The sequence below is a fragment of the Lentzea sp. NPDC037011 genome (assembly GCF_055607425.1).
This window is the reverse complement of sequence record NZ_JBVJRT010000001.1, coordinates 757865-784118: the sequence shown is the minus strand read 5'-3', so window position 1 is coordinate 784118 and position 26254 is coordinate 757865. Positions and strand designations below refer to the sequence as shown.

General features: G+C 69.2%; 26 protein-coding genes. 5 read left to right on the top strand and 21 right to left on the bottom strand.

The genetic code is table 11. From position 1 onward, the window contains the following. Positions 1 to 480: 480 nt before the first annotated feature. Positions 481 to 4497, bottom strand: a complete 4017-nt coding sequence (gene eccCa, locus ACZ7CH_RS04065; protein ID WP_360395762.1) for a type VII secretion protein EccCa — start codon at positions 4495 to 4497, stop codon at positions 481 to 483. Between the two features lie 231 nt (positions 4498 to 4728). On the opposite strand from eccCa, the gene eccD reads away from it, so the two are divergent. Together eccD and mycP are read left to right on the top strand one after the other, a co-directional pair. After that, positions 4729 to 6132 carry a type VII secretion integral membrane protein EccD gene (eccD, locus tag ACZ7CH_RS04060; RefSeq protein WP_470373107.1) on the top strand — a complete coding sequence of 468 codons (1404 nt, stop codon included), beginning with the start codon at positions 4729 to 4731 and terminating at the stop codon, positions 6130 to 6132. Beyond that, positions 6129 to 7589: a type VII secretion-associated serine protease mycosin gene (gene mycP / locus ACZ7CH_RS04055; protein ID WP_360395759.1), complete on the top strand. Its 1461-nt coding sequence runs from the start codon at positions 6129 to 6131 to the stop codon at positions 7587 to 7589. The genes eccD and mycP overlap by 4 nt, the downstream gene beginning before the upstream one ends. 61 nt (positions 7590 to 7650) lie before the next feature. On the opposite strand, the gene ACZ7CH_RS04050 is transcribed toward mycP, so the two are convergent. From ACZ7CH_RS04050 to eccB, 3 genes are read right to left on the bottom strand one after another with little or no spacing between them, the layout of a single operon-like run. After that, positions 7651 to 8721, bottom strand: a complete 1071-nt coding sequence (locus tag ACZ7CH_RS04050) for a WXG100 family type VII secretion target (RefSeq protein ID WP_470373106.1) — start codon at positions 8719 to 8721, stop codon at positions 7651 to 7653. A 14-nt stretch (positions 8722 to 8735) separates the two neighbouring features. Then, positions 8736 to 9068, bottom strand: a complete 333-nt coding sequence (locus tag ACZ7CH_RS04045; RefSeq protein WP_458430191.1) for a hypothetical protein — start codon at positions 9066 to 9068, stop codon at positions 8736 to 8738. Between the two features lie 56 nt (positions 9069 to 9124). Further along, on the bottom strand, positions 9125 to 10750 hold the full coding sequence (gene eccB / locus ACZ7CH_RS04040) for a type VII secretion protein EccB (protein ID WP_458430190.1): 1626 nt from the start codon (positions 10748 to 10750) through the stop codon (positions 9125 to 9127). Positions 10751 to 11020: 270 nt separating this feature from the next. On the opposite strand from eccB, the gene eccE reads away from it, so the two are divergent. Further along, a complete protein-coding gene (gene eccE / locus ACZ7CH_RS04035) occupies positions 11021 to 12229 on the top strand; it encodes a type VII secretion protein EccE (protein WP_360395753.1) in 1209 nt (402 codons plus the stop codon). After that, on the top strand, positions 12226 to 12954 hold the full coding sequence (locus ACZ7CH_RS04030) for a hypothetical protein (protein ID WP_360395751.1): 729 nt from the start codon (positions 12226 to 12228) through the stop codon (positions 12952 to 12954). Before eccE ends, ACZ7CH_RS04030 begins: the two co-directional genes overlap by 4 nt. Before the next feature lie 63 nt (positions 12955 to 13017). Here ACZ7CH_RS04030 and ACZ7CH_RS04025 read toward each other — a convergent pair whose 3' ends face one another. Further along, positions 13018 to 13407: a hypothetical protein gene (locus ACZ7CH_RS04025; protein ID WP_360395749.1), complete on the bottom strand. Its 390-nt coding sequence runs from the start codon at positions 13405 to 13407 to the stop codon at positions 13018 to 13020. A gap of 609 nt (positions 13408 to 14016) precedes the next feature. Between ACZ7CH_RS04025 and ACZ7CH_RS04020 the strand changes: the two genes are divergently transcribed. Continuing rightward, positions 14017 to 15579, top strand: coding sequence for a S8 family peptidase (locus ACZ7CH_RS04020; RefSeq protein ID WP_470373105.1), 1563 nt, complete (start codon positions 14017 to 14019; stop codon positions 15577 to 15579). A gap of 83 nt (positions 15580 to 15662) precedes the next feature. On the opposite strand, the gene truA is transcribed toward ACZ7CH_RS04020, so the two are convergent. The 16 genes from truA to rplF form a co-directional block, all read right to left on the bottom strand. Next, positions 15663 to 16454, bottom strand: a complete 792-nt coding sequence (truA, locus tag ACZ7CH_RS04015) for a tRNA pseudouridine(38-40) synthase TruA (RefSeq protein WP_360395747.1) — start codon at positions 16452 to 16454, stop codon at positions 15663 to 15665. A gap of 56 nt (positions 16455 to 16510) precedes the next feature. Then, positions 16511 to 17119 carry a 50S ribosomal protein L17 gene (gene rplQ / locus ACZ7CH_RS04010; protein WP_458430189.1) on the bottom strand — a complete coding sequence of 203 codons (609 nt, stop codon included), beginning with the start codon at positions 17117 to 17119 and terminating at the stop codon, positions 16511 to 16513. A 48-nt stretch (positions 17120 to 17167) separates the two neighbouring features. Next, positions 17168 to 18226 (bottom strand): DNA-directed RNA polymerase subunit alpha, encoded by a 1059-nt coding sequence (locus ACZ7CH_RS04005; protein ID WP_053733132.1) that lies wholly within the window; start codon positions 18224 to 18226, stop codon positions 17168 to 17170. 148 nt (positions 18227 to 18374) lie between these two features. Beyond that, positions 18375 to 18980, bottom strand: coding sequence for a 30S ribosomal protein S4 (gene rpsD / locus ACZ7CH_RS04000; protein ID WP_089915251.1), 606 nt, complete (start codon positions 18978 to 18980; stop codon positions 18375 to 18377). A 23-nt stretch (positions 18981 to 19003) separates the two neighbouring features. Then, a complete protein-coding gene (gene rpsK / locus ACZ7CH_RS03995) occupies positions 19004 to 19411 on the bottom strand; it encodes a 30S ribosomal protein S11 (protein ID WP_086669042.1) in 408 nt (135 codons plus the stop codon). A gap of 37 nt (positions 19412 to 19448) precedes the next feature. Further along, positions 19449 to 19829 (bottom strand): 30S ribosomal protein S13, encoded by a 381-nt coding sequence (gene rpsM / locus ACZ7CH_RS03990; protein WP_053733134.1) that lies wholly within the window; start codon positions 19827 to 19829, stop codon positions 19449 to 19451. A gap of 217 nt (positions 19830 to 20046) precedes the next feature. Then, complete coding sequence (gene rpmJ, locus ACZ7CH_RS03985; RefSeq protein ID WP_010148647.1) at positions 20047 to 20160, bottom strand: 50S ribosomal protein L36; 114 nt, start codon at positions 20158 to 20160, stop codon at positions 20047 to 20049. 25 nt (positions 20161 to 20185) lie between these two features. After that, positions 20186 to 20407, bottom strand: coding sequence for a translation initiation factor IF-1 (gene infA / locus ACZ7CH_RS03980; protein WP_005166804.1), 222 nt, complete (start codon positions 20405 to 20407; stop codon positions 20186 to 20188). Between the two features lie 342 nt (positions 20408 to 20749). Next, positions 20750 to 21523, bottom strand: coding sequence for a type I methionyl aminopeptidase (gene map, locus ACZ7CH_RS03975; protein WP_458430188.1), 774 nt, complete (start codon positions 21521 to 21523; stop codon positions 20750 to 20752). 53 nt (positions 21524 to 21576) lie between these two features. Next, complete coding sequence (locus ACZ7CH_RS03970; protein ID WP_360395742.1) at positions 21577 to 22137, bottom strand: adenylate kinase; 561 nt, start codon at positions 22135 to 22137, stop codon at positions 21577 to 21579. Beyond that, the gene (secY, locus tag ACZ7CH_RS03965; RefSeq protein ID WP_360396061.1) at positions 22137 to 23450 is read right to left on the bottom strand and encodes a preprotein translocase subunit SecY; all 1314 of its coding nucleotides are present in this window, start codon (positions 23448 to 23450) and stop codon (positions 22137 to 22139) included. The genes ACZ7CH_RS03970 and secY overlap by 1 nt, the downstream gene beginning before the upstream one ends. A 591-nt stretch (positions 23451 to 24041) precedes the next feature. Beyond that, on the bottom strand, positions 24042 to 24482 hold the full coding sequence (gene rplO / locus ACZ7CH_RS03960) for a 50S ribosomal protein L15 (RefSeq protein WP_360395741.1): 441 nt from the start codon (positions 24480 to 24482) through the stop codon (positions 24042 to 24044). Continuing rightward, complete coding sequence (gene rpmD / locus ACZ7CH_RS03955; RefSeq protein WP_045309828.1) at positions 24479 to 24664, bottom strand: 50S ribosomal protein L30; 186 nt, start codon at positions 24662 to 24664, stop codon at positions 24479 to 24481. Before rpmD ends, rplO begins: the two co-directional genes overlap by 4 nt. Before the next feature lie 2 nt (positions 24665 to 24666). Beyond that, a complete protein-coding gene (gene rpsE / locus ACZ7CH_RS03950) occupies positions 24667 to 25275 on the bottom strand; it encodes a 30S ribosomal protein S5 (RefSeq protein ID WP_030473451.1) in 609 nt (202 codons plus the stop codon). A gap of 34 nt (positions 25276 to 25309) precedes the next feature. Next, positions 25310 to 25711, bottom strand: a complete 402-nt coding sequence (rplR, locus tag ACZ7CH_RS03945) for a 50S ribosomal protein L18 (protein WP_360395738.1) — start codon at positions 25709 to 25711, stop codon at positions 25310 to 25312. Between the two features lies 1 nt (position 25712). Next, complete coding sequence (gene rplF / locus ACZ7CH_RS03940) at positions 25713 to 26252, bottom strand: 50S ribosomal protein L6 (RefSeq protein ID WP_090094708.1); 540 nt, start codon at positions 26250 to 26252, stop codon at positions 25713 to 25715. Positions 26253 to 26254 lie beyond the last annotated feature (2 nt).

Below are 26254 nucleotides of genomic sequence, written 5' to 3'. Positions count from 1 at the left end.
GCCTCAGGCCCGGCTATCGCGAACATGGACCTCGACACAGGCCCTACCACGTTCCCCCCTGTGTGACCGGATTGTGAGCGTCCGCGGAGACCATGTGCGTGGCCGGTTCGACCGCGGTTACCTCCCTCTTCACCGTGGCCGGACCGGCCTCTCCAGCAGCCCCGGCGACGCGTGCTCGCGGTGTGACCGGAGTGTGAGCGCCGTCGGGCAGAGTTCTCCTCAGCCGGACGACGAGAGCGGCAACGCAAGCCCTGGGGGGTGTCGCGACCGTCGTGGTCCTGCCGGATCGGCCCTCCCCAGTGGGTCGGACCGGAAGGGCGTCGGTTCTTGGGGGGAACCGGACAGTCCCCTGCTGTTCGGTGGGCCCGCAGCTTCGGCTGCGGGCCCTTTTCACGTGCACCGGTCCACGAGGGCCTTTCTCCGTGCCGGAAACCGGAGCGGCCCCCGCCGCGGAACGACGGGGGCCACCGGGCGGAACGGCTAGTCCGGAGCGATCCAGGCGAACTGGATGCGCTGCTGACCGTGCTTGCGGGTCACCAGGGTGCCGCGGCCGGGAGGCTGGGGCGACGGCTTCAGCGTGCCGATGATCGCGCCCTCCTCCTTCGAGCCGGAGCCGACGAAGATCGGGGCCGCGATCTCCTTCAGCTTGCCCATCACCGGGTCGTACATGGCGCGGGAGGCACCACCCATGCGGCGGACGACGACCACGTGCAGACCGACGTCCTTGGCCTGCGGGATGAACTCGGCGATCGGCTGCAGCGGGTTCGCGGCGCCCTGCGGGGCGACGAGGTCGTAGTCGTCCACGACGACGAAGACCTCGGGGCCGGTCCACCAGGAGCGGTTCTTGAGCTGTTCCTGGGTGACGTCCGGGCCGGGCATGCGGCGGCCGAGCGAACCGCGCACCTCCTTGATCGTGTCGGCGAACTGGGTCGACGACACGGCGTAGGTCAGGAGGTGGTCGGTGTCGATGAAGCCGAGCATCGTGCGGCGGTAGTCCGCGAGGACGATCAGCGCCTCCGAGGAGGTGTAGCTCTGCATGATGCCGCGGACGATCGTGCGCAGGATGTTCGTCTTGCCCGACTCGCCGTCGGCCAGCGCCATGAAGTGCGGGTCCGCGTCGAAGTCGAAGTAGACCGGCGCGAGCTCGTCCTCGTTGACGCCGACCGGGACCAGGTGGCCGCGGTTGGGGTTGACCTGCTGGACCTGCGCCATGAGCTGCGCGTGCTCCAGCACGTCGGGCAGCATCCGCACCTGCGGCGCGCGCGGGCCCTGCCAGGCCTGGTTGAGCTTGGCGTCGAGGTCCTGGACACCCGCGGAGATCGTGGTCGGGTCCTGCGAGGTGTCGATGCGCGGCAGTGCCGTGAGGAAGTGCAGCTTGTCGCCGGTCAGACCGCGACCGGGACGGCCGGGGGGCACGTTGGCCGCGACCTTGCGGTCGATCTCGGACTCGCTCGGGTCACCGAGGCGCAGCTCGAAGCGGGTGCCGAGGAGGTCCTTCATCGCGGGCCGGATCTCCGCCCACCGGTTCGCGGCGACGATCACGTGCACGCCGTAGGACAGACCCTGGGCGGCGAGCGCCTGGATCTGCGGCTCGACCATCTCGAACTCCTGGCGGAAGTTCATCCAGCCGTCGACGACCAGGAACGCGTCGCCGAAGTGGTCGTCCTTGATCTCACCGCGGCGCTTGCGGTTGCGGAACTCGACCATCGAGTCGATCCGCTGCTCGCGCCACCGCAGCTCGCGCTCGGTGATCAGGGTCTGCAGCTCGGCCACCATGCGGCGGACCTTGTCGACGTCGAGACGGCCGGCGAAGCCACCGACGTGCGGCAGGTTCTCCATCGCGGCGAGCGTGCCACCACCGAGGTCGATGCAGTAGAACTGCGCCTCCTGCGGGGTGTGCGTGAGCGCCATCGAGGCGATGATCGACCGCAGCAGCGTCGACTTGCCCGACTGCGGGCCGCCGACGACCGCACCGTGGCCCGCGGCACCGGAGAAGTCGGCCCACAGCAGGTCGCGGCGCTGCTCGAACGGCTTGTCGACCACGCCGACCGAGATCTGCAGCATGCCGTTGGCCGGGTACTGCGGCGGCGTGAGGCCCCGGTCCGGCGTCACGTCGAGCGGCGGCAGCATCGTGTCCATCGTCGGCGGCTCGTTGAGCGGCGGCAGCCACACCTCGTGCGCGGGCGGGCCCTGGCCGACGAGGCGGTCGACGATCAGCTCGAGCTGCGTCGGCTCGTTCGCGTCCTCCTTGACCGGTGCGGCCGCGACCGCGACCGGCTCGACGGGGCGCTCCGGCTCCTTCGGCATCTCGATGAAGTCCGGCACGAAGAACCGCGGGCGCTTGTCGCTGCGCACGGCCACCGACTCACCGGCGGACTGCATGCCGGACGGCCGGTAGGTGCCCGAGACGTAGAGCGCCTTGAACCTGGTCAGCGGCATGCCCTGCACGCTGAGGTAGCCGGAGCCCGGGATCGGCGGCAGCTCGTAGGCGTCGGGCACGCCGATCGCCGCACGCGACTCGGCCGCGTTGAACGTCTTCAGACCGATCCGGTACGAGAGGAACGTGTCCAGGCCGCGCAGCTTGCCCTCCTCCAGCCGCTGCGACGCGAGGAGCATGTGCATCTGCAGCGACCGGCCGACACGACCGATCTGGAGGAAGATGTCGATGAAGTCCGGCTTCGCCGTCAGCATCTCGGAGAACTCGTCGATGCAGATGAAGAGCGCGGGCAGCGGGTCGAGCTGGGCGCCGTTCTCGCGGGCCTTCTCGTAGTCCCAGACGTTCTTGTAGTTGCCCTTCGCGAGGACCTCCTGCCGGCGCGAGACCTCACCGGCGATGGCGTCCTTCATGCGGTCGACGAGGCTGAGGTCGCCGGCCAGGTTGGTGATCGTCGCGGCGACGTGCGGTGCCTTGTCCAGACCGAGGAACGTCGCACCACCCTTGAAGTCGACGAGGATCATGTTGAGCGCGGTCGACGAGTGCGACGCCAGCAGGCCGAGCACCAGCGTGCGGAGGAACTCCGACTTGCCGGAACCGGTCGCGCCGATGCACAGGCCGTGCGGGCCCATGCCGTCCTCCGCGGCCTCCTTGATGTCGAGCTCGACCTGCTGGCCGTGCTCGCCGATGCCGAACGGGATGCGGTAGCGGTCGCGCTTGGGCCGGGGCCGCCACGCCTGCTGCACGTCGAACGTGATCGGGTCGCCGGGGATGCCCATGAACTCGAGCAGCGGCGGGTTGTTGTTCATCGCCAACGGGTCCTCGCCACCGTCGCCGCCGACGTCGCCCGCCGCACCCATGCGGTACGGGGCGAGCCTGCGGGCCAGTGCCTCGGCCTCGACGACGGACAGGCCGTCCGGTGCGCCGAACCACTCGACGCCGCTCGCGGAACGGGCGCCCAGCTGGTTGTTCTCGATGACCAGGCGCAGACCGCGGCGGGCGGTCAGGTTGCCCAGGCACTCGGAGAGGTCGAGCAGCGTGACGCCGACCAGCCCCTCCTCCAGGATGATCATCTCTTCGCGGCTGATGTCGCCGTCGTCGATCACGATCACGATGTGCGGCTGGTCGGGCGGCGGCGGGGCGTTGCGGGTGAACCGCTGCCGGTCGCGCAGGTACTCGTCGAGCATCGCCTCGACCTCGGCGAGCGAGTTCGCCATCATGCGGCGCTGGCCGATGCCGTCGATGTCGGTGGGGTGCTGCACGTGCGGCAGCCACTTCGCCCACTCCCACTGCTGCTTGGTGCGGCCCGCGCTGACGACCGCGATCAGCAGGTCGTCAGGGGCGTGGAAGGTGACGAGCTGGGCGAGCAGGGCGCGGGCGAGGTTGCGGCGGTCCTCGATGTCGCCGAGCAGGCCGACGGCGGCGAACCCGCGCAGAGCGATGGAGATCGGCAGGTCGGGGACGAGCGAGTGGGCGCGCACGAACCGGCGCAGCGCCAGCGTCGCGATCGGCTCCAGCTCCTCGACGGGACCGGTCTGCGGCGGCACCAGGCGGGTGGCGAGGCGCTGCGAGCCCCGTCCCGCGCGCAGGTGGCAGAAGTCGGGGTCGTTCTGGCGGCGTTCCCACATGCGCCGGGTGGTGGCGAGCGACCACAGCTGCTGCGGGTCCGGGTGCACCCACTCGCGCTCGGCGCGCTGCTCGTCGGCGGCTTCGCGGGCGCGGTCGCGCATCTGGCCGAGGTACCGCAGGTAGTCCTTGCGGTCCTCGTTCATCTCGGCTTTCTTCTGGCCCTTGCCGGAGCCCATGCCGCTGGCCATCATGCCGACGGTCGAGATGAGCATCATGCCCGGCATGAGCATCGCCATGGGCTGCCTGTTCGAGTACACGAACATCATGCCCATCATGCCCACGGAGGCGACGATCATGACGACGGGCATCGCCTTCATCATGATGTTGCCGGGGATGATCCTGGGGACCTCGGGTGGCGGCTCGAGGTGCACCTCGCCGCCAGGAGGCCGGGGAGCAGCAAGGCGTGCCGTTCGCTTGAACTGCAGCGTGCTCAACTGACAGGCACCTCTTCGACTCGTTACGCCACCAGTAGCAACCGACACTATTGCGCATCCGCGCGCGCGACGAAGCTGGGTCGGGAAAAAACCCAGTCTGACGGGTTCCGGCGAACCACACGTGCAACAGGCGTCGGTCCGGCCATACTAGGGCCGCCCGACGAGCGGCCAGCTGGACGAATAGGGTCGGGCCGTTGATTCGTAAGTGCTGATCTGACTTAGGGGGCCCTGGTGGCGACCGGTACGACGGTGTTCAGCCGTGTCACGGTGGTGGCACCTCGAACGCGTATCGACGTCGCGCTGCCTGCCGACGTGGCGGTGGCCGATCTCCTGCCGATGCTGCTCGACATGGCGAGGGAGGCCACTCCGGACGGTGGTGTCCGGCACGGCGGCTGGTGCCTCGCGAAGCTCGGCGACAGCCCGCTCGACCCGGCGCGCACGCTCGCGTCGCTCGGCGTGGTCGACGGCGAACTGCTGCAGTTGCGGCGCCGCAACGAGAACCCGCCGCCGCCGCTGTACGACGACGTGGTCGACGCGATCGCCGAGTCCGACCCCGACTCGTTCCGGCCGTGGACGAAGGAGACCGCGCAGAAGTTCGGTCACCTCGCGGGCGCGCTCGCGCTGATCGCCTCCGCGGTGGCGCTGTTCCTGTCCGGCCCGGTCGTGACCCCCGGCAAGGGGAGCGCCCTCGCGGCCGCCATCGCCGCCGGTGTGGCCGCCGTCGCCGCGCTCGCCACGGGCGCGACCATCGCGCGCGCCTACAAGGCGGTGTCGACCGGTGTGCTGATCGCCGCGTGCGGTTCGCTGCCGATGGCGTTCGTCGCGGGCTTCCACGCGGTGCCGGGCGTCAACTTCGAGCCGAAGATGCTGCTCGCGTCCGCGCTCATGATGATCTTCGCGTGGGGCGGCATCCTGCTGATCGGCCAGGGCGTCACGGTGTTCATCGCCGCGGCCACGGCCGGCACGATCGCCGCGCTCGCGTTCCTCGTCGCCACGTTCGTCGAGCACCCGCTGGCCGGTGTGGCCGCGGCGGCGGGAGCGGTGGCGCTGGGCGCGATGTCGATGCTGCCCCGGCTCACGCTGCAGCTCGCCAAGATCCCGCCGCCCGTCGTGCCGACGAACGCGGAGGACCTCAAGGAGGACAGCGGCTTCCCGGAGTTCGCGGTCATCGAGCGCCGCACGGCCGTCGCCCACGAATACCTCACCGGCATGATCATCGGCACCGGCGTGATCGCCGCGCTGGCCGCGATCGTCGCGTCCGGCGACGGCACGGTCTGGGGCCCGATCTACGGCGTCGTCGTCTCGATCGTGCTGATGATGCGCGGTCGTGCGTACGCGAACGGTGCGCAGGCCGTGGCGCTGCTCTCGACCGGCATGTTCGCCGCGGCGGGCATCCTGGTCGCCTGGATCGCCAAGGCCTCCGAGTTCAACCTGATCGTCTTCGTCTTCGGCACGCTGCTCGTGCTGGGCGCGGCCGCGCTGGTGCTCGGCGTGATCTTCCCCGGCCAGAAGTTCTCGCCGCCGCTGCGCCGCACGGTGGACATCCTGGAGGCGATCCTCATCGCCGCCGTGGTGCCGCTGGCGCTCGCGGTCATGGACATGTACTCCGTCTTCCGGAGCCTGATCACGCCATGAGGACCGGTATCAGGCGCACCACGGCGGCTGCGACCGCCGGACTGCTGCTGCTGACGGGAGCGGTGCCCGCCGCCGCCTCCGCCGCACAACCGTCGTCAGCGCAACCGCCGTCCTCGACGTCCGCAGCGGCGCCGACGTCGGCGACGGGTTCGGCGCCCAAGGTGAACTCGGAGCCGCCACCGCTGCCGCCCGGTACCGCGCCGCCGAAGGACACCGGTCAGCCGGATGTGGAGTACAAGCGCACCAACAAGGAGTGCGTGGCGTCCGACACCAAGAACGAGCTCATCGAAGAGATGCCGTGGGGCCAGCTGAGCCTCAACCTCGAAGAGGCGCACCGGTTCGCGACCGGCAAGAACGTCGTGATCGCGATCATCGACACCGGTGTCGACCCCCGCAACCCGCGGCTCGCCGGCCGCGTCGACCCCGGCGGCGACTACGTCGACAAGACCAAGAACGGCACTGACGACTGCGACGGCCACGGCACCGAGGTGGCCGGCGTCGCCGCCGCGAAGAAGACCGAGGGCGACTTCGTCGGCGCCGCACCGGACGCGCGAATCCTGGCCATCCGCCAGACCAGCGACCGCTACGAGTTCAAGGGCGACGCGACGAACGAGGCCCGCAAGGGCGCGGGCAAGGTCAAGACGCTGGCCGAGGCGATCGTGCGCGCGGCCGACAAGGGCGCGGGCGTCATCAACATCTCGCTGACGAACTGCGGCACCCCCAAGGGGTTCAGCCAGGACGACCGGAACCTGCAAGCCGCCATCCGGTACGCGGTGGACGTGCAGGACGTCGTGGTGGTCACGGCCGCGGGCAACAAGGACGATCAGGGCAACGGCTGCCCGGCCCAGAACGACAACATGGACCCGAACAACGTCAAGGTGATCTCGTCCCCGGCGTGGTTCGCCGACGACGTGCTCTCGGTGGCGTCGATCGCGCGGTCCGGCGAGGTCTCCGAGTTCAGCATCTGGGGCCCGTGGGTCAGCATCGCCGCCCCCGGCGAGGGCATCATCTCGGTCGACCCCAAGGGTGACGGCCTCACCAACGCGAACGTCACCGCGCAGGGCACCAGCGACATCAAGGGCACCAGCTTCGCCTCGCCCTACGTCGCGGGCATCGCCGCGCTGGTGCGCGAGCGGTTCCCGGAGCTGAAGGCGCGCCAGGTGATGGCGCGGCTGAAGGCGACGGCGCTGCAGCCGGGCAACGTGACCGGCAAGGACCACAAGTCCGGCCACGGCATGGTGAACCCGGTCGCGGCGCTCACCGCCGTGCTCCCGGCGGAGGCCGCGGGCTTCACAGCGCCGGAGCCGAAGGTGATGGTCACCGCGCCCACGCCGCCGAAGAGCCTGGACTGGCCGCCGATCATCGTGGCGCTGTCCGGGATCGGCATCGGTGCGGTGCTGCTGGCGCTGACGCTGTTCGTCCGCAACTCGAACCGCAAGCGCGGCGGCACGGCCTAGCCGCGGAACGACAACGGCCCCGCTCGGACGTCGAGCGGGGCCGTTGTCGTTCCGCCGGGGGTCAGTCCTCGCCGATGACCTTGGGAGCGGCCTTCTTCGGCTTGCCGAGCACGTCCTCGACGGAACCGGTGAGCCGGTGCTTCGACTTGTGCTCCTTGTCGCCGCCCTGCTGCCCGCCGCCGCCCATCGCGCCCATCATCGGCGCCATGCCGCCCATCATCGCGCCACCGCCGGGAGCGGCCCCGGAACGGCCACCGGCGGCCGCAGCCGTCGTCGCGCCCTGCTCGGCGGGCGGCAGACTCTCACTGACGCCCGTGGCCCCGCCGAACTGCATCTGCTGCGCCGCGGCCGGTGCGCCCGTGCCACCCACACCACCCGCGCCGACACCGCTGCCACCGACACCGCTCGCACCGACACCGCCTCCGGAGCCGGGAGCGCCGCCACCGGTCGCCACGGCCGCCGTCTTGGAGGCCCCTGCCGGTTCCGGTGCCGTCACGGCCGGCTTGGCGGGCGGGGCGTACGTCCAGTTCTGCTCGGGGTACCGGTGCTCCATCCGCACGGCGCCGAAGCCGCCCTCCACGCCGGCGACCCCGTCGCACAGCGCGAGGAACGCCTCCAGCACCTGCCGGCCGGACTCGAACAGCTCGCGCACCGGGTCCCTGAGGTCCTCGATGTGCACGCGCGCCCGGTTGTCGCCCTCCAGCGGCAGCGCCGCCACGCCGGACACCGAGTCCGCGGCGTCGGCCAGCACGTGGGCCATGTCCCGCACGATGTCGCGCACCGCGTCGGCGGTCTCCTCCAGCGCGTCGGCCATCGCGGTCATCGCGTCGGACATGTCGCCGCCGGCGAGCCCGACCTTGCGCATGTGCTCCAGGAACGCGTCGGCGTCCCTGCCCTGCCACGCCGCGTCGACACCGCCGAGCGGGCCAGCGACGTGCTTGGTGACCGCCTCGGTGACCCTGGCGGCCTTGCGCCAGCGCTCCGCTTCCTCGCGCAGGTCGTTCCAGTCGCCGACGAGCGGGTCGAAGAACTCGTGGACGAGGTCGACCACGCCCAGCCTGCGGCTCACCCGCGAGAGGAAGTCGAGCTCGGGACCCACCTCGGCCGCGATCTGCCTGCCGTCCTCGGCCACCTTCGAGCTCCCCACTACCTGCGATCGGCCTTCTTGAGACCGTGGACGGCCTCTTCCTCGCTGTACCCGTGGTGCTCCGCCACGGCGTGCAGCCCCTTGGCCGCCGCGTCCAGGGTGTCGCAGGCGCGGGCGAGCTGGGAGTTGAGCAGCTCGGCCGCCCGCGCGTAGCCCCGGGCACTGCCCAGCGCCCTGCCGACCTCGCCGAACGACTCCGGCCGCAGCGGTGACACCCTCATGGCGTCCCGCACGCGCCGCAGGTCGTCGGTCGTGCCGTCGATCCGGTCGGCGTAGGACTCGAGCCACTCGGGGTTGACGGCGATTCGACCGGCCACGGACTGTCCCTTCACGACGGTGCCACCTCGGGTGCACCCCTACGACTGCGGTGCACCCGGAACGGTTCCCGTCACTTCTGCTGCTGCGCCGGGTCCTTGATCTGGCCCTTGACCGCGGGGATCGCGTCGTAGCTGCGGTTCGCGTCGCCGCGGTTGAGCTGCGGGCCCTGCGGCAGCAGGTTCAGGATGTCGTTCGGTGCCGGTGGGAACGTCCCCTCCAGCCCGAGCGCCGCGGCGGTGCCCCCGTCCGGAACGCCGTACCGCACACCGCGACCGGTCACGATGTGGACCGGACCGGCGCCGAAGTCACCGGTGCCCTGGCTCGCCCGCACGACCGCCGCCTTGCCGGGCAGCATCAGGAACTGGTCGATGATCTCGCCGGCCGCACCGGGAGCGCCCAGCTGCACCGGGCTCATGTCCTTCGGGCCCGGCAGCGCGGAACCGATGGTGACCGAGGTGTCGATGGCGTGCTGGGTCCGGTTCTGCGACTCGTAGTCCTTGCCCTTCCAGCCCAGGCACAGCACCGCGTTGTTCGCGTTCGGCTCGATCGTGGTCGGCGTCTTCTCCGGGTACTGCGTGAGGTCGAGCTTGTTCTTCGGTTCGAGGTTGTTCGTGACCGCGCTCGGGGAGAGCTCGGTCGCCTTCTTGTTGTTCGCGTACGCCCAGCGCAGCAGGTCGCCGACCGTCTGGCCGACCTCCTGGAAGCCGTCCTCCAGCGCCACCATGAACCGCTGGGTGCCGGTCAGGCTGACCGAGATGACGTCGCCGATGTTGACCCTGGTCTCGGTGACGTAGGCGGCCTGCTCGCCCTGCCTCGGGATGACCGGCGCCTTCAGCGGCTTGGCCTCGGAGATCGAGTTGAGCAGCGCCGTGCTGACCGCGCGCGGCTGCTTGCCCCGCAGGTTCAGCGCGTTCATCACCTTGTCGTCCTTGAGGTCCACCTCGGCGCGGACGGTGGACGACGAGATGTCGAAGCCCTCGGGCTTCTTGTAGATCAGGTAGGCCTTCTTGGCGCCCGTCCGCTGCTGCACGAGCACGGCGTTGTCGCCGAGCTTCGGGTTGCCCTCGCTGACGCCCGCGATGACGGAGGTCTTGATCTGGTTGGCCGCCGCCTGGTTGCTGCGGAACGCGTCGAGGTCGAGGGTGTCGCAGACCGACCACTGCGCGTCGATGCGGGTCTCGGGCTTGGGCAGCACGTCCGGTGCGTCCGGCAGGCCGGTGAGGCGCCCGCGCGGGTACTTGGACAGCGCGGCCTCGCTGACGAGCTTGGGCTCCCCGCCCGCGGCACCACCGGAGGCGCCGCCGACCGAGCCGCCAGGGGCGTCACCGCCACCGCTCTGCGCCTGGTCCGGGTTCGACCGCGAGTACCAGAGCAGGCGTGCCGAGGCGAGGTTCGTCATCGGCACCAGCACGGGGGTCGACGTCGCGTTGTCGACGACGTAGACCTGCCCGGTCTCCTTGCTGATGGCGATCTGCGTTTCCTTGTCCAGGCGCGGTGCCGGCTTGAAGAACCCGTACACCAGGAAGCCGAGCAGACCGACGATGCCGAGGATCACACCGACCGATGTCGCGCGGGAGTGGTTGCGCATGGGGTCATGCAGCATCACGGCGTCTCTGCGGACGAGCGCGGACTGCATCCGCCGCAGGACGAATTGGTAGGCCTGGACCTGTGACTTGGTGGTGGGTGTTGATGCCATTCTCGGCTCGCTGCTCTCCCAGTCGCGGTACGGTTCGGCAGGATAGCCGGACGCAGGTTGCTCCGTGGGCCGGTTCGCCAAGCCCACCGACCATCGAGGGGAAAGAGACCACAACGGATGTCCGTGACCACTCCACATCCGCCCCGGCCGAACCCCGGGATGGCACGGCCGCAGGGTCCGGGGACTCCTGGCCAGCAGGCACCGGCGCCTCCCCGTCCCGTCGGGCGCGTCCGGCGCAGGGCGGCCGGCGTCAGCCTGGGCTCCTTGCCCGTGTCGAACGTAGTCACGATCGAGGTCGGTCTCGCCATCGCACTCCTCGTGCTGACCCTCGTCGGCGTGAAGGACGCTGCGGGCAACCTGAACGTCGTCTCGCTGTCGATCGCGGGCGGCGTGCTGCTGATCGCGCTGGTAGTGGCCTTCACCCGGTCGCGGGGGCGCTGGCTGACCCAGTGGATCGGCGTCCGGCTGCGCTACAGCTTCCGCTCGCACAGCCGCACCGCGAACCGCGAGGCGCAGCAGGAGTCCAAGCCCGGTGACGACGAGATGCAGGTCCTCGGCGCCGAGGACCCGCGCGTCGCGCTGCTGCGCCTGGCGATCCCGGACCTGGTGATCGCCAAGGGCGTCGACCACGAACGCCGCCCGCTCGCGCTGTCGTGGCACGACGGCGTGTGGACGGCGGTGCTGCTCGTCGACCCGACGCCGCCGCTGATCTCCGCCGTCGGCTCCGCCCCGTCGCTGCCCCTCGGCGCGCTGGTGCCGTGCCTGGAGGACCGCGGCGTGGTGCTGGACGCGATCACCGTGCTCTGGCACTGCTACCCCGGCAGCGCGGCGCTCCCGCCGTCGTCGCCCGCGCTCAGCTCGTACATGGAGGTGCTCGGCCCGCTGCCCGCGGCGGCCAGGCGCACCACGTGGATCACGGTCCGGCTCGACCCGCGCCGCTGCGGCGAGGCCATCCGCGAACGCGGCGGCGGCGTCGTCGGCGCGCACCGCGCGTTGATCGGCGCCCTGTCGCGCGTCCGCAACGCGCTGGAGTCCGCCGGTGTGGCGATCCGCCCGCTCGACTCCGACGAGCTGCTGCGCGCGGCGATCTCCTCGGCCGAGCTGACCGCCGCGGTCGGCGGCACCACCCCCGTGTCGTTGCGGGAGAAGTGGTCCGGCGTCACGGCCGGCGGCGTCGGCCACGCGAGCTACGCGATCACCGGCTGGCCGGCGAAGGGCCTCAAGGGCAACCTGAACGCGCTGACCGGTGTGCGCGCTCTCTCGTCGACGCTGGCGATGTCCATCTCGCCGTCGCGCGAGGACGGTCAGGTGTCGCTGCGCGGCCTGGTGCGGGTGAGCGCCAGGACGCCGAGCGAGCTCGACCGCGCCGACGACCAGCTGACGAAGCTGAGCGACAAGCTGGACATCACGCTGACCCCGTTGCGGGGCATGCAGCTCGCGGGTCTCGCCGCGACGCTGCCGCTGGGAGGTGTGGCATGAGCACGTCGACCCGTCTGCTGGACGCCCGCGGCCGCGGCGCGGTGGCACCGGAGTTCCTGGTGTCGCCGTCCATGCTCGACCTGGTCAGCCCGAGCGGTGACCGCGGCGGCATGATGCTCGGCCAGGGCACCAAGGGCGAGCCGCTCACGGTGTCCGTGCTGCGCCCGACCCCGACCCGCATGGTGGTCGTCGGCGGCCTGTACCTGGCCCGCCAGATCGCGCTGCGGGCCATGGCGACCGGTGCGTGGATCATCATCGCGACCGGCCGCCCGCAGGCCTGGCAGCCGGTGGTGCGCGCGGCGGGCCAGGGCCCGGACGGCCGCCCGTCCCAGCTGGTGCAGCTGCGCCGGTTGTCGCCGGCCGACCTGCCCCGCCCGACCGAGGACATGCCGCTGCTCGTCATCCACGACGGCGGCCACGTCCCGCAGGAGCTGTTCCCGCCGCGGGCGGCGTGGCAGACCACGATGTACGTGCTGCCGTACCTGCACCCGCAGGCCTCGTCGACGGCGAACAACGCGGACCTGGTGCTGCTGCAGCGCCTCCCGATGGGCCAGGCGCAGCTCGCCGGGCAGATGTGGCGCCTGCGCCCGCAGATGTTCCAGCAGCTGACCCAGCTGAAGGACGACCAGGTCATCGCGATGGGCCAGGACATGTGGGCGCACCTGCGCCTGTACACCACGCCCACCGAGCAGCAGATCCTCGGAGCGGTCCGCCGCGGCGACTGAGGACCCGACGAACCGCGCCCCCGAACGGTGATCCGTTCAGGGGCGCGGTCGTGCCGGGCCTGATCAGCACTCGAAGCGGCTCTCACCCGAGATCGAGCTCTGCGGGACACCGGCGCCGTCGCGCCACTGGACGAGCGTGCGGTAGGTGTAGTGGCCGGACCCCGAGCAGTTCCAGGACGCGATCGCGCTGCCGGGACCCTGGTAGTGGGCGCTGGCCTCGATGACCCAGCCCCACGCGCGGAGCCGCTGGAGGAAGACGTCGACACCCTGGGCACAGCTGCCGGAACCCCTGCCGTGCACCCAGCCCGTCGTCTTGGTGGGGTTGTCGGCGTTGTGGCAGGCCAGGACCCCCGGTGCGGTCGGCACCGCAACCGGCGTGGCACCGGCGGTCGAGGTCGTGAGCGCCAGGGCCGCACCGGTGATCGCAGCCAGCTGAACGAAGCGACGAATCATTGCTGGTTTCTCCTCAGTGATTCAGGGTCACCAAATAGGAACAGCACATCGCGCGCTGTTCATCGTGCGTTGTTCGATTGCGCAATCAAGCCGGGGACGCGCTGACGAGACGACCTGTCACCGCCCGCGAACGCGGTTCACCAGGCAAAACAGGCCACTTCCCGGCCATTCGACATCGATCTTCTCGACGCGCGGAAGCACGATCTGAGCCCCCCAGCCCCATGTTCCGAAACTCCGGGAACAACCCCAGAAGAACTTGTGTTCCCACAACTGAACGTAGAGCACGGGTGAAACATGTTCAACCACACTTGAACGCCCCACGTGACCGCCCGCTCTCCCTGCGTGGCGGCCGTGAGCGTGCGCACCGGCCCGACCTGGACCGACTCCAGGACCGGCGAGGGCACCGCCGGCCGGGCCGCGCGAGCCGTCCGCTTCCCCAAAGCCGCATTGTTCTGTCCATAGACCCGCTGCACCAACTAATTCACACGGGCGCGAAATCTGTGGAATGGCCGAACGCGTCTTAATCCGTGAAACTTCTTGTGCGCAATCCGTCCACGCCACTAGGAAAAACTTCACCTGCAGGACCAGGCGACGAGGGAGAACGCTGCTATGGGTGAATCGTGGCTCAGACGAGCGGCTGGAATCGGACTGGTTGCGGGCACCGCGCTCGCGTTGACGTCCGTCTCCGCCACCGCTGCGCCCGAGGGGGAGATTCGCAACCTCGGTGCGTCCAACGCGGTCAAGGACAGCTACGTCGTGGTGCTGAAGGACTTCAGCACCACCAGTGTCGAGAGCCTCAGCGCCAAGTACGACGCTCAGGTGAAACACACCTACAAGTCCGCTTTGCGGGGTTTCTCCGCGACGATGTCCGAAACCCAGGCCAAGCGCCTCGCGGCTGACCCGAGCGTCGCGTACGTCGAGCAGGACGCCGAGGTCCGCATCTCCGACACGCAGACGCCGACCCCGTCGTGGGGCATCGACCGCATCGACCAGCGCGCGCTCCCGCTGGACAACAGTTACACGTACCCGAACGCGGGCTCCGGCGTCACCGCCTACATCATCGACACCGGCATCCGCACCACCCACAGCGACTTCGGCGGCCGCGCCTCCCACGGCCGCGACACCGTCGACAACGACAACGACGCCACCGACTGCAACGGCCACGGCACCCACGTCGCCGGCACGGTCGGCGGCACCCGCTTCGGCGTGGCCAAGGACGTGAAGCTCGTCGCCGTCCGCGTCCTCAACTGCGCGGGCTCCGGCACGTTCGCGGGCGTCATCGCCGGCATCGACTGGGTCACCGCCGACGTGCAGGGCAACCCGGCCCGCAAGCCCGCGGTCGCCAACATGTCCCTCGGCGGCGGCGCGAACCAGACCGTCGACGACGCCGTGAAGCGCTCCATCGCCGCCGGCGTCACCTACGGCCTGGCCGCGGGCAACGACAGCGGCTCCAACGCCTGCAACACCTCCCCGGCCCGCACGCCGGAGGCCATCACGGTCGGCTCCACCGAGCGCACCGACGTCCGTTCGAGCTTCTCGAACATCGGCACGTGCCTCGACATCTTCGCCCCCGGCACCGGCATCACCAGCGCCTGGCTGACCGACGACAACGCCACGAACACCATCTCCGGCACCTCGATGGCGACCCCGCACGTGGTGGGCGCGGCAGCGGTGTTCCTCGGTTCCTCCCCCGCCGCCACGCCGCAGCAGGTCCGCGACGCCCTGGTGGAGAACGCCACCTCCGACGTCGTCACCAACCCCGGCACCGGCTCCCCGAACAAGCTGCTGCACATCACCGGCACCACCCCCGGCAACCCGCCCGGCCAGTGCCCGGCGGTCACGAACGACACCGACACGGCCATCCCCGACGCGGGCTCGGTGACCTCCCCGATCACCATCGCCGGGTGCAACGGCAAGGCCACCGCCACCGCCTCGGTGAAGGTCGCCATCAAGCACACCTACCGCGGTGACCTGGAGCTCGCCCTGGTCACCCCCTCGGGCGCCGTGAAGCTGCTGAAGGTCGCCACCAGCGGTGACAGCGCCGACGACGTCAACGCCACCTACTCCGTCAACGTCTCCACCGAGAACGCCAACGGCACCTGGCACCTGCGGGTCCGCGACGCCTACAGCCAGGACACGGGCCACATCGACTCGTGGACCCTGAAGCTCTGACGCTCATCCCGCTCCCGGAGCCCCCGGTGCACCACCGGGGGCTCCTCCCCTTTGCGCGGGAGGAGGACACGGCCGGTGACAGCTCAGGACAGGGTGCGCACCCGGCGGGTCGCCTCGGCCCGCGCGGCCAGCTCCTCGTCGGCCGGGAAGTCCACCCGAACCAACGACAAGCCGTGCGCCGGCGCCACGGTGACCCCGCTGGCCCGCCCGTGCAGCGACAGCAGCCCGCCGGGCCACTCCACCGGCTTCCGCCCCTCCCCGACGGCCAGCAGCGCCCCGATGAGCGACCTGACCATCGAGTGGCAGAAGGCGTCGGCGGACACGAACGCGGTGATCACACCGTCGTTCCCGGCACGGACCAGTTCGAGCCGTTGCAGCTCGCGGATCGTCGTGGCGCCCTCGCGGCGTTTGCAGAACGCGCAGAAGTCGTGCTCCCCCAGCAACAACGTCGCGGCGGCGTTCATCGCGCCGACGTCCAGGGGGCGTGGCCAGGCCAGCGTGTCCAGGCGGCGCAACGGGTGCGCACCGAACGGCGCGTCGGTCACGCGGTACTCGTAGTGGCGGCGCAGGGCCGAGAACCGCGCGTCGAACGCGGCGGGCACGACCCTGGCGGAGAAGACCCGCACGTCCGAAGGCAGCGCACGCGCCAGGCGCTTCGGGAAAGCGGCGACGTCCAGGGACGCGGGCAGGTCGGCGTGGGCGACCTGCCCGGAGGCGTGCACACCGGCGTCGGTGCGGCCCGCGACGGTCAGGACGACGTCCTCGCGCAGCACCATCGACATGGTGTCTTCCAGGACACCGCACACGGTCCGGCGGGAGGGCTGGCGGGCCCAGCCGGAGAACTCGGTGCCGTCGTAACCGAGATCAAGGCGCACACGAACGAGCCCGCCGTCCCCGGAAGCGGGAACGGCGGGCTCGTCAGCGGTCAGACTCAGGACTTGTCCTTGGCGGACTCGTCCTTGGCCTCTTCCGCCTTGACGTCCTCGGCCGACGGCTCGCCGTCAACCTCGACGGCGCCCTCAGCGGGCTCCGCGGCGGCGTCCTTGGTGGCGGACTCGGGCGCGTCGGCGTCCTGGTCCTTCACCTCGTCGTCCGCCTCGACGACCGGGGCCTCGGCGGCGGCCGGCTTCTCGTCCTTGGCGAACTTGGTCTTGCGCGCAGCCTCGGCCTCGGTGGAGACGAGCTTCTGCTGCACCAGCTCGATGATGGCCATGGGGGCGTTGTCGCCCTTGCGCGCCAGCGTCTTGGTGATGCGGGTGTAGCCACCGGAACGGTCGCTGAAGAACGGACCGATCTCGGCGATCAGCTTGTGCACGACGTCCTTGTCGCGGATCAACTTCATGATCTCGCGGCGGTTGTGCAGGTCGCCGACCTTCGCCTTGCTGATCAGCTTCTCGGCGTACGGACGCAGCCGCTTCGCCTTCGCCTCAGTGGTCTTGATCCGGCCGTGCTCGAACAGCGCAGTCGCCAGGTTGGCGAGCAGCAGCCGCTCGTGTGCCGGGGACCCACCGAGCCGGGGGCCCTTGGTAGGGGTGGGCATCGCTTACTCCTGTACCTGAAAGAGATCCTCTAGCTCTGGTTCAGAGCCTCAGAGCTGCTCGGTCTCCGCGTAGTCCTGGCCGTCGTCGTGGGGGTCCAGGCCTGCGCCGGCACCCCAGCCCGTGTCGGACGGGTGGTAGTCCGACGCGGCGGCGGACGGGTCGAACCCAGGAGGCGAGTCCTTCAGCGCGAGGCCGAGGCCGACGAGCTTCATCTTGACCTCGTCGATCGACTTCGCACCGAAGTTGCGGATGTCCAGCAGGTCCGCTTCGCTGCGCGAAACCAGCTCGCCGACGGTGTGGATGCCTTCCCGCTTGAGGCAGTTGTAGGACCGGACGGTGAGGTCCAGGTCCTCGATCGGCATCGCGAACGCGGCGATGGTGTCGGCCTCGGCCGGCGACGGGCCGATCTCGATGCCCTCGGCGTCGATGTTCAGCTCGCGAGCGAGGCCGAACAGCTCCACCAGGGTCTTGCCCGCGGAGGCAACCGCGTCCCTCGGGGTGATCGAGGGCTTGGTCTCCACGTCGAGGATCAGCTTGTCGAAGTCCGTCCGCTGCTCAACACGCGTCGCCTCGACCTTGTACGTCACCTTGAGAACCGGCGAGTAGATCGAGTCGACGGGGATGCGGCCGATCTCGGCGCCCGCCTGCTTGTTCTGGACAGCCGGGACGTAGCCGCGACCGCGCTCGACGACGAGCTCGATCTCCAGCTTCCCCTTGCCGTTCAGGGTCGCGATGTGCAGGTCGGGGTTGTGCACGGTGACACCGGCCGGAGGCACGATGTCGCCCGCGGTCACCACACCGGGGCCCTGCTTGCGCAGGTACATGGTCACCGGCTCGTCCTCCTCGGACGAGACGACGAGCTCCTTCAGGTTCAGGATGACGTCGGTGACGTCCTCCTTCACCCCGGGAACCGTGGTGAACTCGTGCAGCACGCCGTCGATGCGGATGCTCGTGACAGCAGCACCGGGGATCGACGAGAGCAGCGTGCGGCGGATCGAGTTGCCGAGCGTGTAGCCGAAGCCCGGCTCCAGCGGTTCGATGACGAACCGGGAACGGGTCTCGGAGACCGCTTCCTCGCCGAGCGAGGGGCGCTGGGAAATCAGCACTGGGTTCAACCTTTCTACAACGACGCCCGCTATTTGACGCCGTCACGACGCCGGTGCGGAGACCGGCAAACGCACTCGGCACACCCTTCGCGCCGATGCGGGACCCGACCCGAGCGACCGTCCACGAGGGACAGCCGCCCGGAGAGGATCACTTCGAGTAGAGCTCGACGATGAGCTGCTCGGTGACAGGCGTGTCGATCTGCGCGCGCTCGGGCAGCTGGTGCACGAGGATGCGCAGGTTCGAGGGGACGACCTGCAGCCAAGCCGGGATCGGGCGGTCACCGAAGGACGCGCGAGCAGCCTCGAAGGGCAGCGTCGGCATGGACTTCGGCTTCACGTCGATGATGTCGAACTTCGACACCTGGTAGCTCGGGATGTTCACCTTGTGGCCGTTGACCAGGAAGTGACCGTGAGCGACCAGCTGACGGGCCTGGCGACGCGTGCGGGCGAGGCCCGCGCGGTACACCACGTTGTCGAGGCGGGCCTCGAGGATCTGGAGCAGGTTCTCGCCGGTCTTGCCGGGGCGGCGAACCGCTTCCTTGTAGTAGCGGACGAACTGCCGCTCAAGAACGCCGTAGGTGTAGCGAGCCTTCTGCTTCTCCTGGAGCTGCAGCAGGTACTCGGACTCCTTGACCCGGCCGCGGCCGTGCTGGCCGGGCGGGTACGGACGGCGCTCGAAGGCCTGGTCCCCACCAACGAGGTCGACCTTCAGGCGACGCGAGATGCGCGTCGCGGGTCCCGTGTAACGAGCCATTAGTTCTTACTCCTCCCCGTGCCTCAGACCCGGCGCCGCTTGGGCGGGCGGCAGCCGTTGTGGGGCTGCGGGGTCACGTCCTGGATGGTGCCGACCTCGAGACCGGCGGCCTGCAGCGAACGGATCGCGGTCTCACGGCCGGAGCCGGGACCCTTGACGAACACGTCCACCTTGCGCATGCCGTGCTCTGCGGCCTTGCGGGCGGCGTTCTCGGCAGCCATCTGCGCCGCGAACGGCGTGGACTTGCGAGAACCCTTGAAGCCGACGTGGCCGGCGGACGCCCACGAGATCACGTTGCCCATCGGGTCCGTGATGGACACGATGGTGTTGTTGAACGTGCTCTTGATGTGCGCCTGGCCGTGCGAGACGTTCTTCTTTTCCTTGCGCCGGATCTTCTTGACCCCGGCGCCCGTGCGGGACTTCGGTGGCAAAACAAACTCCTAAGTTGAGGGCAGCAGACCCGAGGTCTTACTTCTTGCCGGCCTTCTTCTTGCCGGCCACGGTCTTCTTCGGACCCTTGCGGGTACGAGCGTTCGTCTTGGTGCGCTGCCCGCGAACGGGCAGGCCGCGACGGTGCCGAAGACCCGCGTAGCAACCGATCTCCATCTTGCGACGGATGTCGGCCGCGACCTCGCGACGGAGGTCACCCTCGACCTTGAAGTTGTTCTCGATGTAGTCCCGCAGGGTGGCGACGTCGTCGTCCGTCAGATCCTTCACCCGGAGGTCGGGCGAGATCGACGTGGCGGCCAGCACCTCCTTGGAACGGGTGCGGCCGATGCCGAAGATGTAGGTGAGCGCGATCTCCATCCGCTTTTCGCGGGGGAGGTCGACGCCAGCGAGTCGTGCCATGTGGCGGTTAACTCCTGTCGATTACTTCCAGGTCTGCTCCTCGCCCAGTTCCGGCGACTGACTCGCTGTGTCGTTCCGGCTGCTCTCACAGCCGGTGTCCCGGCCCCGGCCTGGAATCCGGGGGTGTCCGCACGCTTGAAGCCCTGCGTGCGGCAGGTGCGAGGAGTTTCTCGTTACTGCGTCATCGAAGGTCTCGACGAGCGCGTGGTGGAGCTGCTCAGCCCTGGCGCTGCTTGTGGCGCAGGTTCTCGCAGATCACCATGACCCGGCCGTGACGGCGGATCACCTTGCACTTGTCGCAGATCTTCTTGACGCTCGGCTGGACCTTCACGCCTGAAGTCTCCTGCTATTGGAGGTCACTTGTAGCGGTAGACGATGCGCCCGCGGGACAGGTCGTAGGGCGAGAGCTCCACGACAACCCGGTCCTCAGGGAGGATGCGGATGTAGTGCTGACGCATCTTGCCGCTGATGTGCGCGAGTACCTTGTGACCGTTCTCCAACTCGACGCGGAACATCGCGTTGGGGAGCGGCTCGACTACGCGGCCCTCGACCTCAATGGCCCCGTCCTTCTTGCCCATGTCCTCCGCGTTTCGTGACGGTGATAATAACCTTTGGACGCGTTTCGGCCCGGCTCGATCTCACCTTGAAGGGCACGACAGAACCGGCGCTACGGGTGCGCCACCTGACCAGTGTACGCAGTTCACCCCGGCAACCCAAATCGGGCCCCGTGCGCCCCGCTGAACAGTGCCGCGCCGCCTGCGCGTGGTGTCGCCGGAACACTGCTGAGCTGCGTCGACGAACGCGGGACCGGAGCTCAGGTCCGACGGCGGCCCGCTCGCCACTCGGGGCGCGACAACGGCACGGCCCCCGCCTCGCGTGGAGACGGGGGCCGTGCCGGAGACGTTCGTGGTGCTGCCGGGTCACTCCTCGGGCGCGGTGAGCACCCAGGGGCCGTCCTCGGTGATGGCGACCGAGTGCTCCCAGTGCGCGGCCCGCGTCCCGTCGAGCGTGACGACGGTCCAGCCGTCGTCCAGCTCCTGGGAGTCGTCGGAGCCGAGCGTGAGCATCGGTTCGATCGCGATGGCCATGCCGACCTTCAGGCGCGGGCCCTTGCCGGGCTTGCCGTAGTTCGGCAGGAACGGGTCCATGTGCATCTTGGTGCCGATGCCGTGGCCGCCGTAGTCCGCGACGATGCCGTACTCGATGCCGTCGCGCTCACCGGACTCGATCGCCGAGGACTCGATGGCGAACGAGATGTCGGTGAGCTTCCCGCCGGGCACCGCGGCCTCGATGCCCGCGAGCATCGACAGCCTGGTCGCCTCGGAGAGCCGGTGGTCGGCCGGCGAGAGCTCGCCGACGCCCACGGTGACCGCCGAGTCGCCGTGCCAGCCGTCGAGGATGGCACCGCAGTCGATGGAGATGAGGTCGCCCTCGGCGAGCACCTGCTTGCTGCTGGGGATGCCGTGGACGATCTGCTCGTTCACGGAGGCGCAGATGCTCGCGGGGAACCCGTGGTAGCCCTTGAACGACGGGACGGCGCCGGCGTCGCGGATCGTCTGCTCCGCGATCTCGTCGAGCTCCTGCGTGGAGACACCGACCTTGACCGCGTCGACGACGTTGCGCAGGGCCCTGGCCACGACCAGGCCGGAGGCGCGCATGGCCTCCAGCTGGCCGCGGGTCTTGATCTCGATCATGCGTTCACTGCCTGGGGAAACTAGAGACCGGAGTCGGTCGAGCAGTCCACCGGTCACTTCTCGCCGCGCAGCGCGTGCAGCGCAGCGAGGGCCCGCTCACTGATTTCGTCGATCTCACCGACGGCGTCGATGGTGATGACCTTGTCCGCGTAGTAGTCGAGCAGCGGCGCGGTCTCGTTGCGGTACACCTGCTGCCGGTGCCGGATGACCTCTTCCTTGTCGTCCGTGCGCCCGCGCGCCAGCAACCGCTCCACCACGACGTCCTCGTCGACCCGGAACTCCAGCACCGCGTCGAGCCCGTGTCCGTCGACCGAGAGGAACTCAGCGAGCTTGTCGGCCTGCGCCACGTTGCGCGGGAACCCGTCGAGCAGGAACCCGTCCGTGGCGTCGGACTCGGCCAAGCGCTTGCGCACCATCTCGTTCGTGATGCTGTCCGGTACGAGAGCGCCCTCGTCGAGGATGCTCTGCACCTCCAGCCCGAGCTCGGTCTGGTTGCTGATGTGTGACCGGAAGAGGTCGCCCGTCGAGATGTGCGGCACGCCGAGCTTGGTGCTCAGCACCTCGGCCTGAGTGCCCTTGCCCGCACCCGGCGGGCCAACGAGAACAAGTCGCACTAGCGGAGGAACCCTTCGTAATTGCGCTGCATGAGCTGGCTCTCGATCTGCTTCACGGTGTCGAGACCGACACCGACCATGATCAGAACCGCGGTACCGCCGAACGGGAAGTTCTGGTTCTGGCCCTCGCTGGTGATGTCGAGGAACAGGTTCGGCAGGATCGCCACGATGCCGAGGTAGAGCGAACCGGGCAGCGTGATGCGGCCCAGGACGAACTTGAGGTACTCGGCGGTCGGGCGACCGGGACGGATGCCGGGGATGAAGCCACCGAACTTCTTCATCTCGTCAGCGCGCTCGTCCGGGTTGAACGTGATGCCGACGTAGAAGTAGGTGAAGAAGACGATCAGCAGGAAGTACGCGCTGATGTGCACCCAGCTCGACTGCTTGACCAGGTAGGTCTGCACGAACGTGGTGAACCAGTTGGGCTCACCCGTGGAGTTCGTGAGGCGGACGATCAGGTCCGGCAGGTAGAGCAGCGACGAGGCGAAGATGACCGGGATGACGCCGGCCTGGTTCACCTTCAACGGAAGGTAGGTCGAGGTGCCGCCGTACATGCGGCGACCGATCATGCGCTTGGCGTACTGCACCGGGATGCGGCGCTGCGCCTGCTCGACGTAGATGACGCTCGCGATGATGATCAGAGCGGCGATGATGACGAGGACGAAGGTGATCCGCGACTGGTCCTTGTCCCAGATGTTCTTGCCCTCGGCCGGGATGCGGGCGGCGATGCCGGTGAAGATCAGCAACGACATGCCGTTGCCGATGCCCTTCTCGGTGATCAGCTCACCCAGCCACATGATGACCGAGGTACCGGCCGTCATCGTGATGACCAGCACGATCAGCGTGAAGATGCTGTCCTTGCCGGGGATGACGTCCTGGTCGCACTCGCCGAACAGCTGCCCGCGCACCGCCAGCGCCACCAGACCGGTGGACTGCAGGATCGCCAGCCCGATCGTGAGGTAGCGGGTGTACTGCGTGAGCTTGCCCTGCCCGGCCTGCCCTTCCTTCTTCAGCTGCTCGAACCGCGGGATGACCACGGTGAGCAGCTGGATGATGATGCTCGCGGTGATGTAGGGCATGATCCCCAGCGCGAACACCGACAGGTTGAGCAACGCACCACCGCTGAACAGGTTGATCAGCGAGTAGATGTTCTGGCCTTCGAGCTGCTCGGCACACGCCCGCACGTTCTTGAAGGACACGCCCGGCGCGGGCATGGTCGCACCAAGCCGGTACACAATGATGATCCCGAGCGTGAAGAGGATCTTCTTGCGTAGATCCGGCGTCGCGAGAGCCGAGCGGAATGCGCCGAGCACGCGAACCTCCTGAGCGTTGCCGACCCCCAGGGACCGGCACATGCGGTAGATGGCAGGGCCGAGGTAGGTAGCCACGACCAAGCAACCCGGAGGACATCCGGGTTCAGCCCGCAACACTAACAGCCCCCCACCACCTGGTCGTACCCAGTGGCCAATCACAGGTTCAACTCGGTTGATCTCTGCCCGGTCCACTGGTCCTTTCGGGGTACCGAACCCGGACAATCCGTGCTACCAGCAGCCAGAACAGACCCGGCGGAACGTCCACACCACTCTTCGTGTTCCCTCCGATCGGGCGGAAAGTTCAGCTGTTCGCAGAACCCCGCACGCGCGCCGAATCGCGCCGCACCGCGTCGCGCTGGCGAGCCGCACCGCACCACGGTCGGGTTGCACCACGGTCGGGCCGCGGAGTCGCGCCGCAGCACGATCGGGCCGCACCGGCCCAGCCGACGCCGAAGGCGAGGCGTCAAGGCCCTCCGCGAGCGGTTCCGCGCCGACGTCGCCGTCACCGCTACCGCGCTCGCGGCCACGTCCCCCGGAAACGCCGAAGGGCCCCGGGGCAACGCCCCGAGGCCCTTCAGACAGTCCCGCGGATCAGGCGACCGTGGTCGTCCCACCCGCAGCAGCGATCTTCTCCACAGCGGTCTTGGAGAACTTGTTCGCGGTGATGTCGAGCTTGACGCTGACCTCACCGTCACCCAGCACCTTGACGAGCGAGCCCTTGCGGACCAGCCCGGCCAGCACCAGCGCGGCGACGTCGACCGAACCGCCCTCGGGGAACGAGGCAGCGATGTCGGAGACGTTCACGACCTGGTACTCGGTGCGGAACGGGTTCTTGAAGCCCTTCATCTTGGGCAGCCGCATCTGGAGCGGCATCTGGCCACCTTCGAAGCGCGGCGAGACGTTCTTGCGAGCGCCCGTGCCCTTCGTACCGCGGCCGGCGGTCTTGCCCTTGGAGCCCTCACCACGACCGACGCGGGTCTTGGCGGTCTTGGCCCCGGGGGCAGGACGCAGGTCGTGAATCTTGATGGTCACGACTGGACCTCCTCAACAACCACCAGGTGGCGCACGGCGTGGATCAGGCCGAGCACCTGGGGGGTGTCCTCACGCACGACCGACTGGCGGATCTTGCGCAGCCCGAGGGTGCGCATCGACTCGCGGTGGTTGTGCTTGGTACCGATGGTGCTGCGAACCTGCGTGATCTTCAGCTGAGCCATGATCACACCCCCTGGCCCGCGCGAGCGCGGATCATGCCGGCGGGGGCGACGTCCTCGAGGGGCAGGCCACGACGGGCCGCGACCTCTTCGGGACGCTGCAGGCCCTTGAGGGCCGCCACGGTCGCGTGCACGATGTTGATCGCGTTGTCGGAGCCGAGCGACTTCGACAGCACGTCGTGCACGCCGGCGCACTCGAGGACGGCGCGGACGGCGCCACCCGCGATGACACCGGTACCGGCCGAGGCCGGACGCAGCAGGACCACACCGGCGGCCTTCTCACCCTGCACCGGGTGCGGGATGGTGCCGGCGATGCGAGGCACGCGGAAGAAGTTCTTCTTCGCTTCCTCGACACCCTTGGCGATGGCCGCGGGAACTTCCTTGGCCTTGCCGTAGCCGACGCCGACCATGCCGTCGCCGTCGCCCACCACCACGAGGGCGGTGAAGCTGAAGCGACGACCACCCTTGACCACCTTGGACACGCGGTTGATCGCAACCACGCGCTCGAGGTGCGGGGTCTTCTCCTGGGCCGCGCCGCCGCGGCCGCCGTCACGACGGTCGCGGCGCTCTCCGCGCTCGCCCCCGCCGCCTTCGCGACGCGTACGTCCTGGCATCAGGCGTCCCTCTCAATTCCAGTGATGATCATTGTCAGAACTCCAGCCCCGCCTCGCGAGCGGCATCCGCCAGAGCAGCGATCCGGCCGTGGTACGCGTTGCCGCCGCGGTCGAACACGACCGCCGTGACACCGGCGTCCTTGGCACGGGCCGCGGCCAGCTGGCCGACCTTGGCCGCGCGGGCCTTCTTGTCGCCCTCCAGGGCACGGACGTCGGCCTCCATGGAGGAAGCGGACGCGACCGTGTGGCCCTTCAGGTCGTCGATGATCTGCACGGTGATGTGCTTCGACGAACGGTGCACGACCAGGCGCGGGCGCTCGGCCGTTCCGTTGACCTTCTTGCGGAGGCGGAAGTGGCGACGGGCCTTGGCAACACGACGCCTGGTGGAGATGTCCTTGCCCACCGGCTTGCGCTTCGTAACAGTCGACTCGCTCATGTCACTTACCCGTCTTTCCGACCTTGCGACGGATCTTCTCGCCCGAGTAGCGGACGCCCTTGCCCTTGTACGGGTCGGGCTTGCGCAGCTTGCGGATGTTGGCGGCGACCTCACCGACCAGCTGCTTGTCGATACCCGAGACGGAGAAGCGGGTCGGGGTCTCCACCGCGAAGGTGATGCCCGCGGGGGCCTCGACCTTGACGGGGTGGGAGTAACCGAGCGCGAACTCGAGCTCAGAGCCCTTGAGCGCGACGCGGTAACCGACGCCGTGGATTTCCATCTTCTTTTCGTAACCCTGGGTCACACCGACGACCATGTTGTGCACCAGCGTGCGCGACAAGCCGTGGAGCGCGCGGTTGCGGCGCTCGTCGTTCGGGCGCTTGACCTCGAGAGTGCCGTCCTCAGCCTTCTCCAGGCTGATCGGCTCAGCGATCGTCAGCGTCAGGGTGCCCTTGGGGCCCTTGATGCTCACGTCCTGACCGGCGATGTTCACGTCGACCCCGGAGGGGACAATGATCGGCTGCTTACCGATGCGCGACATGT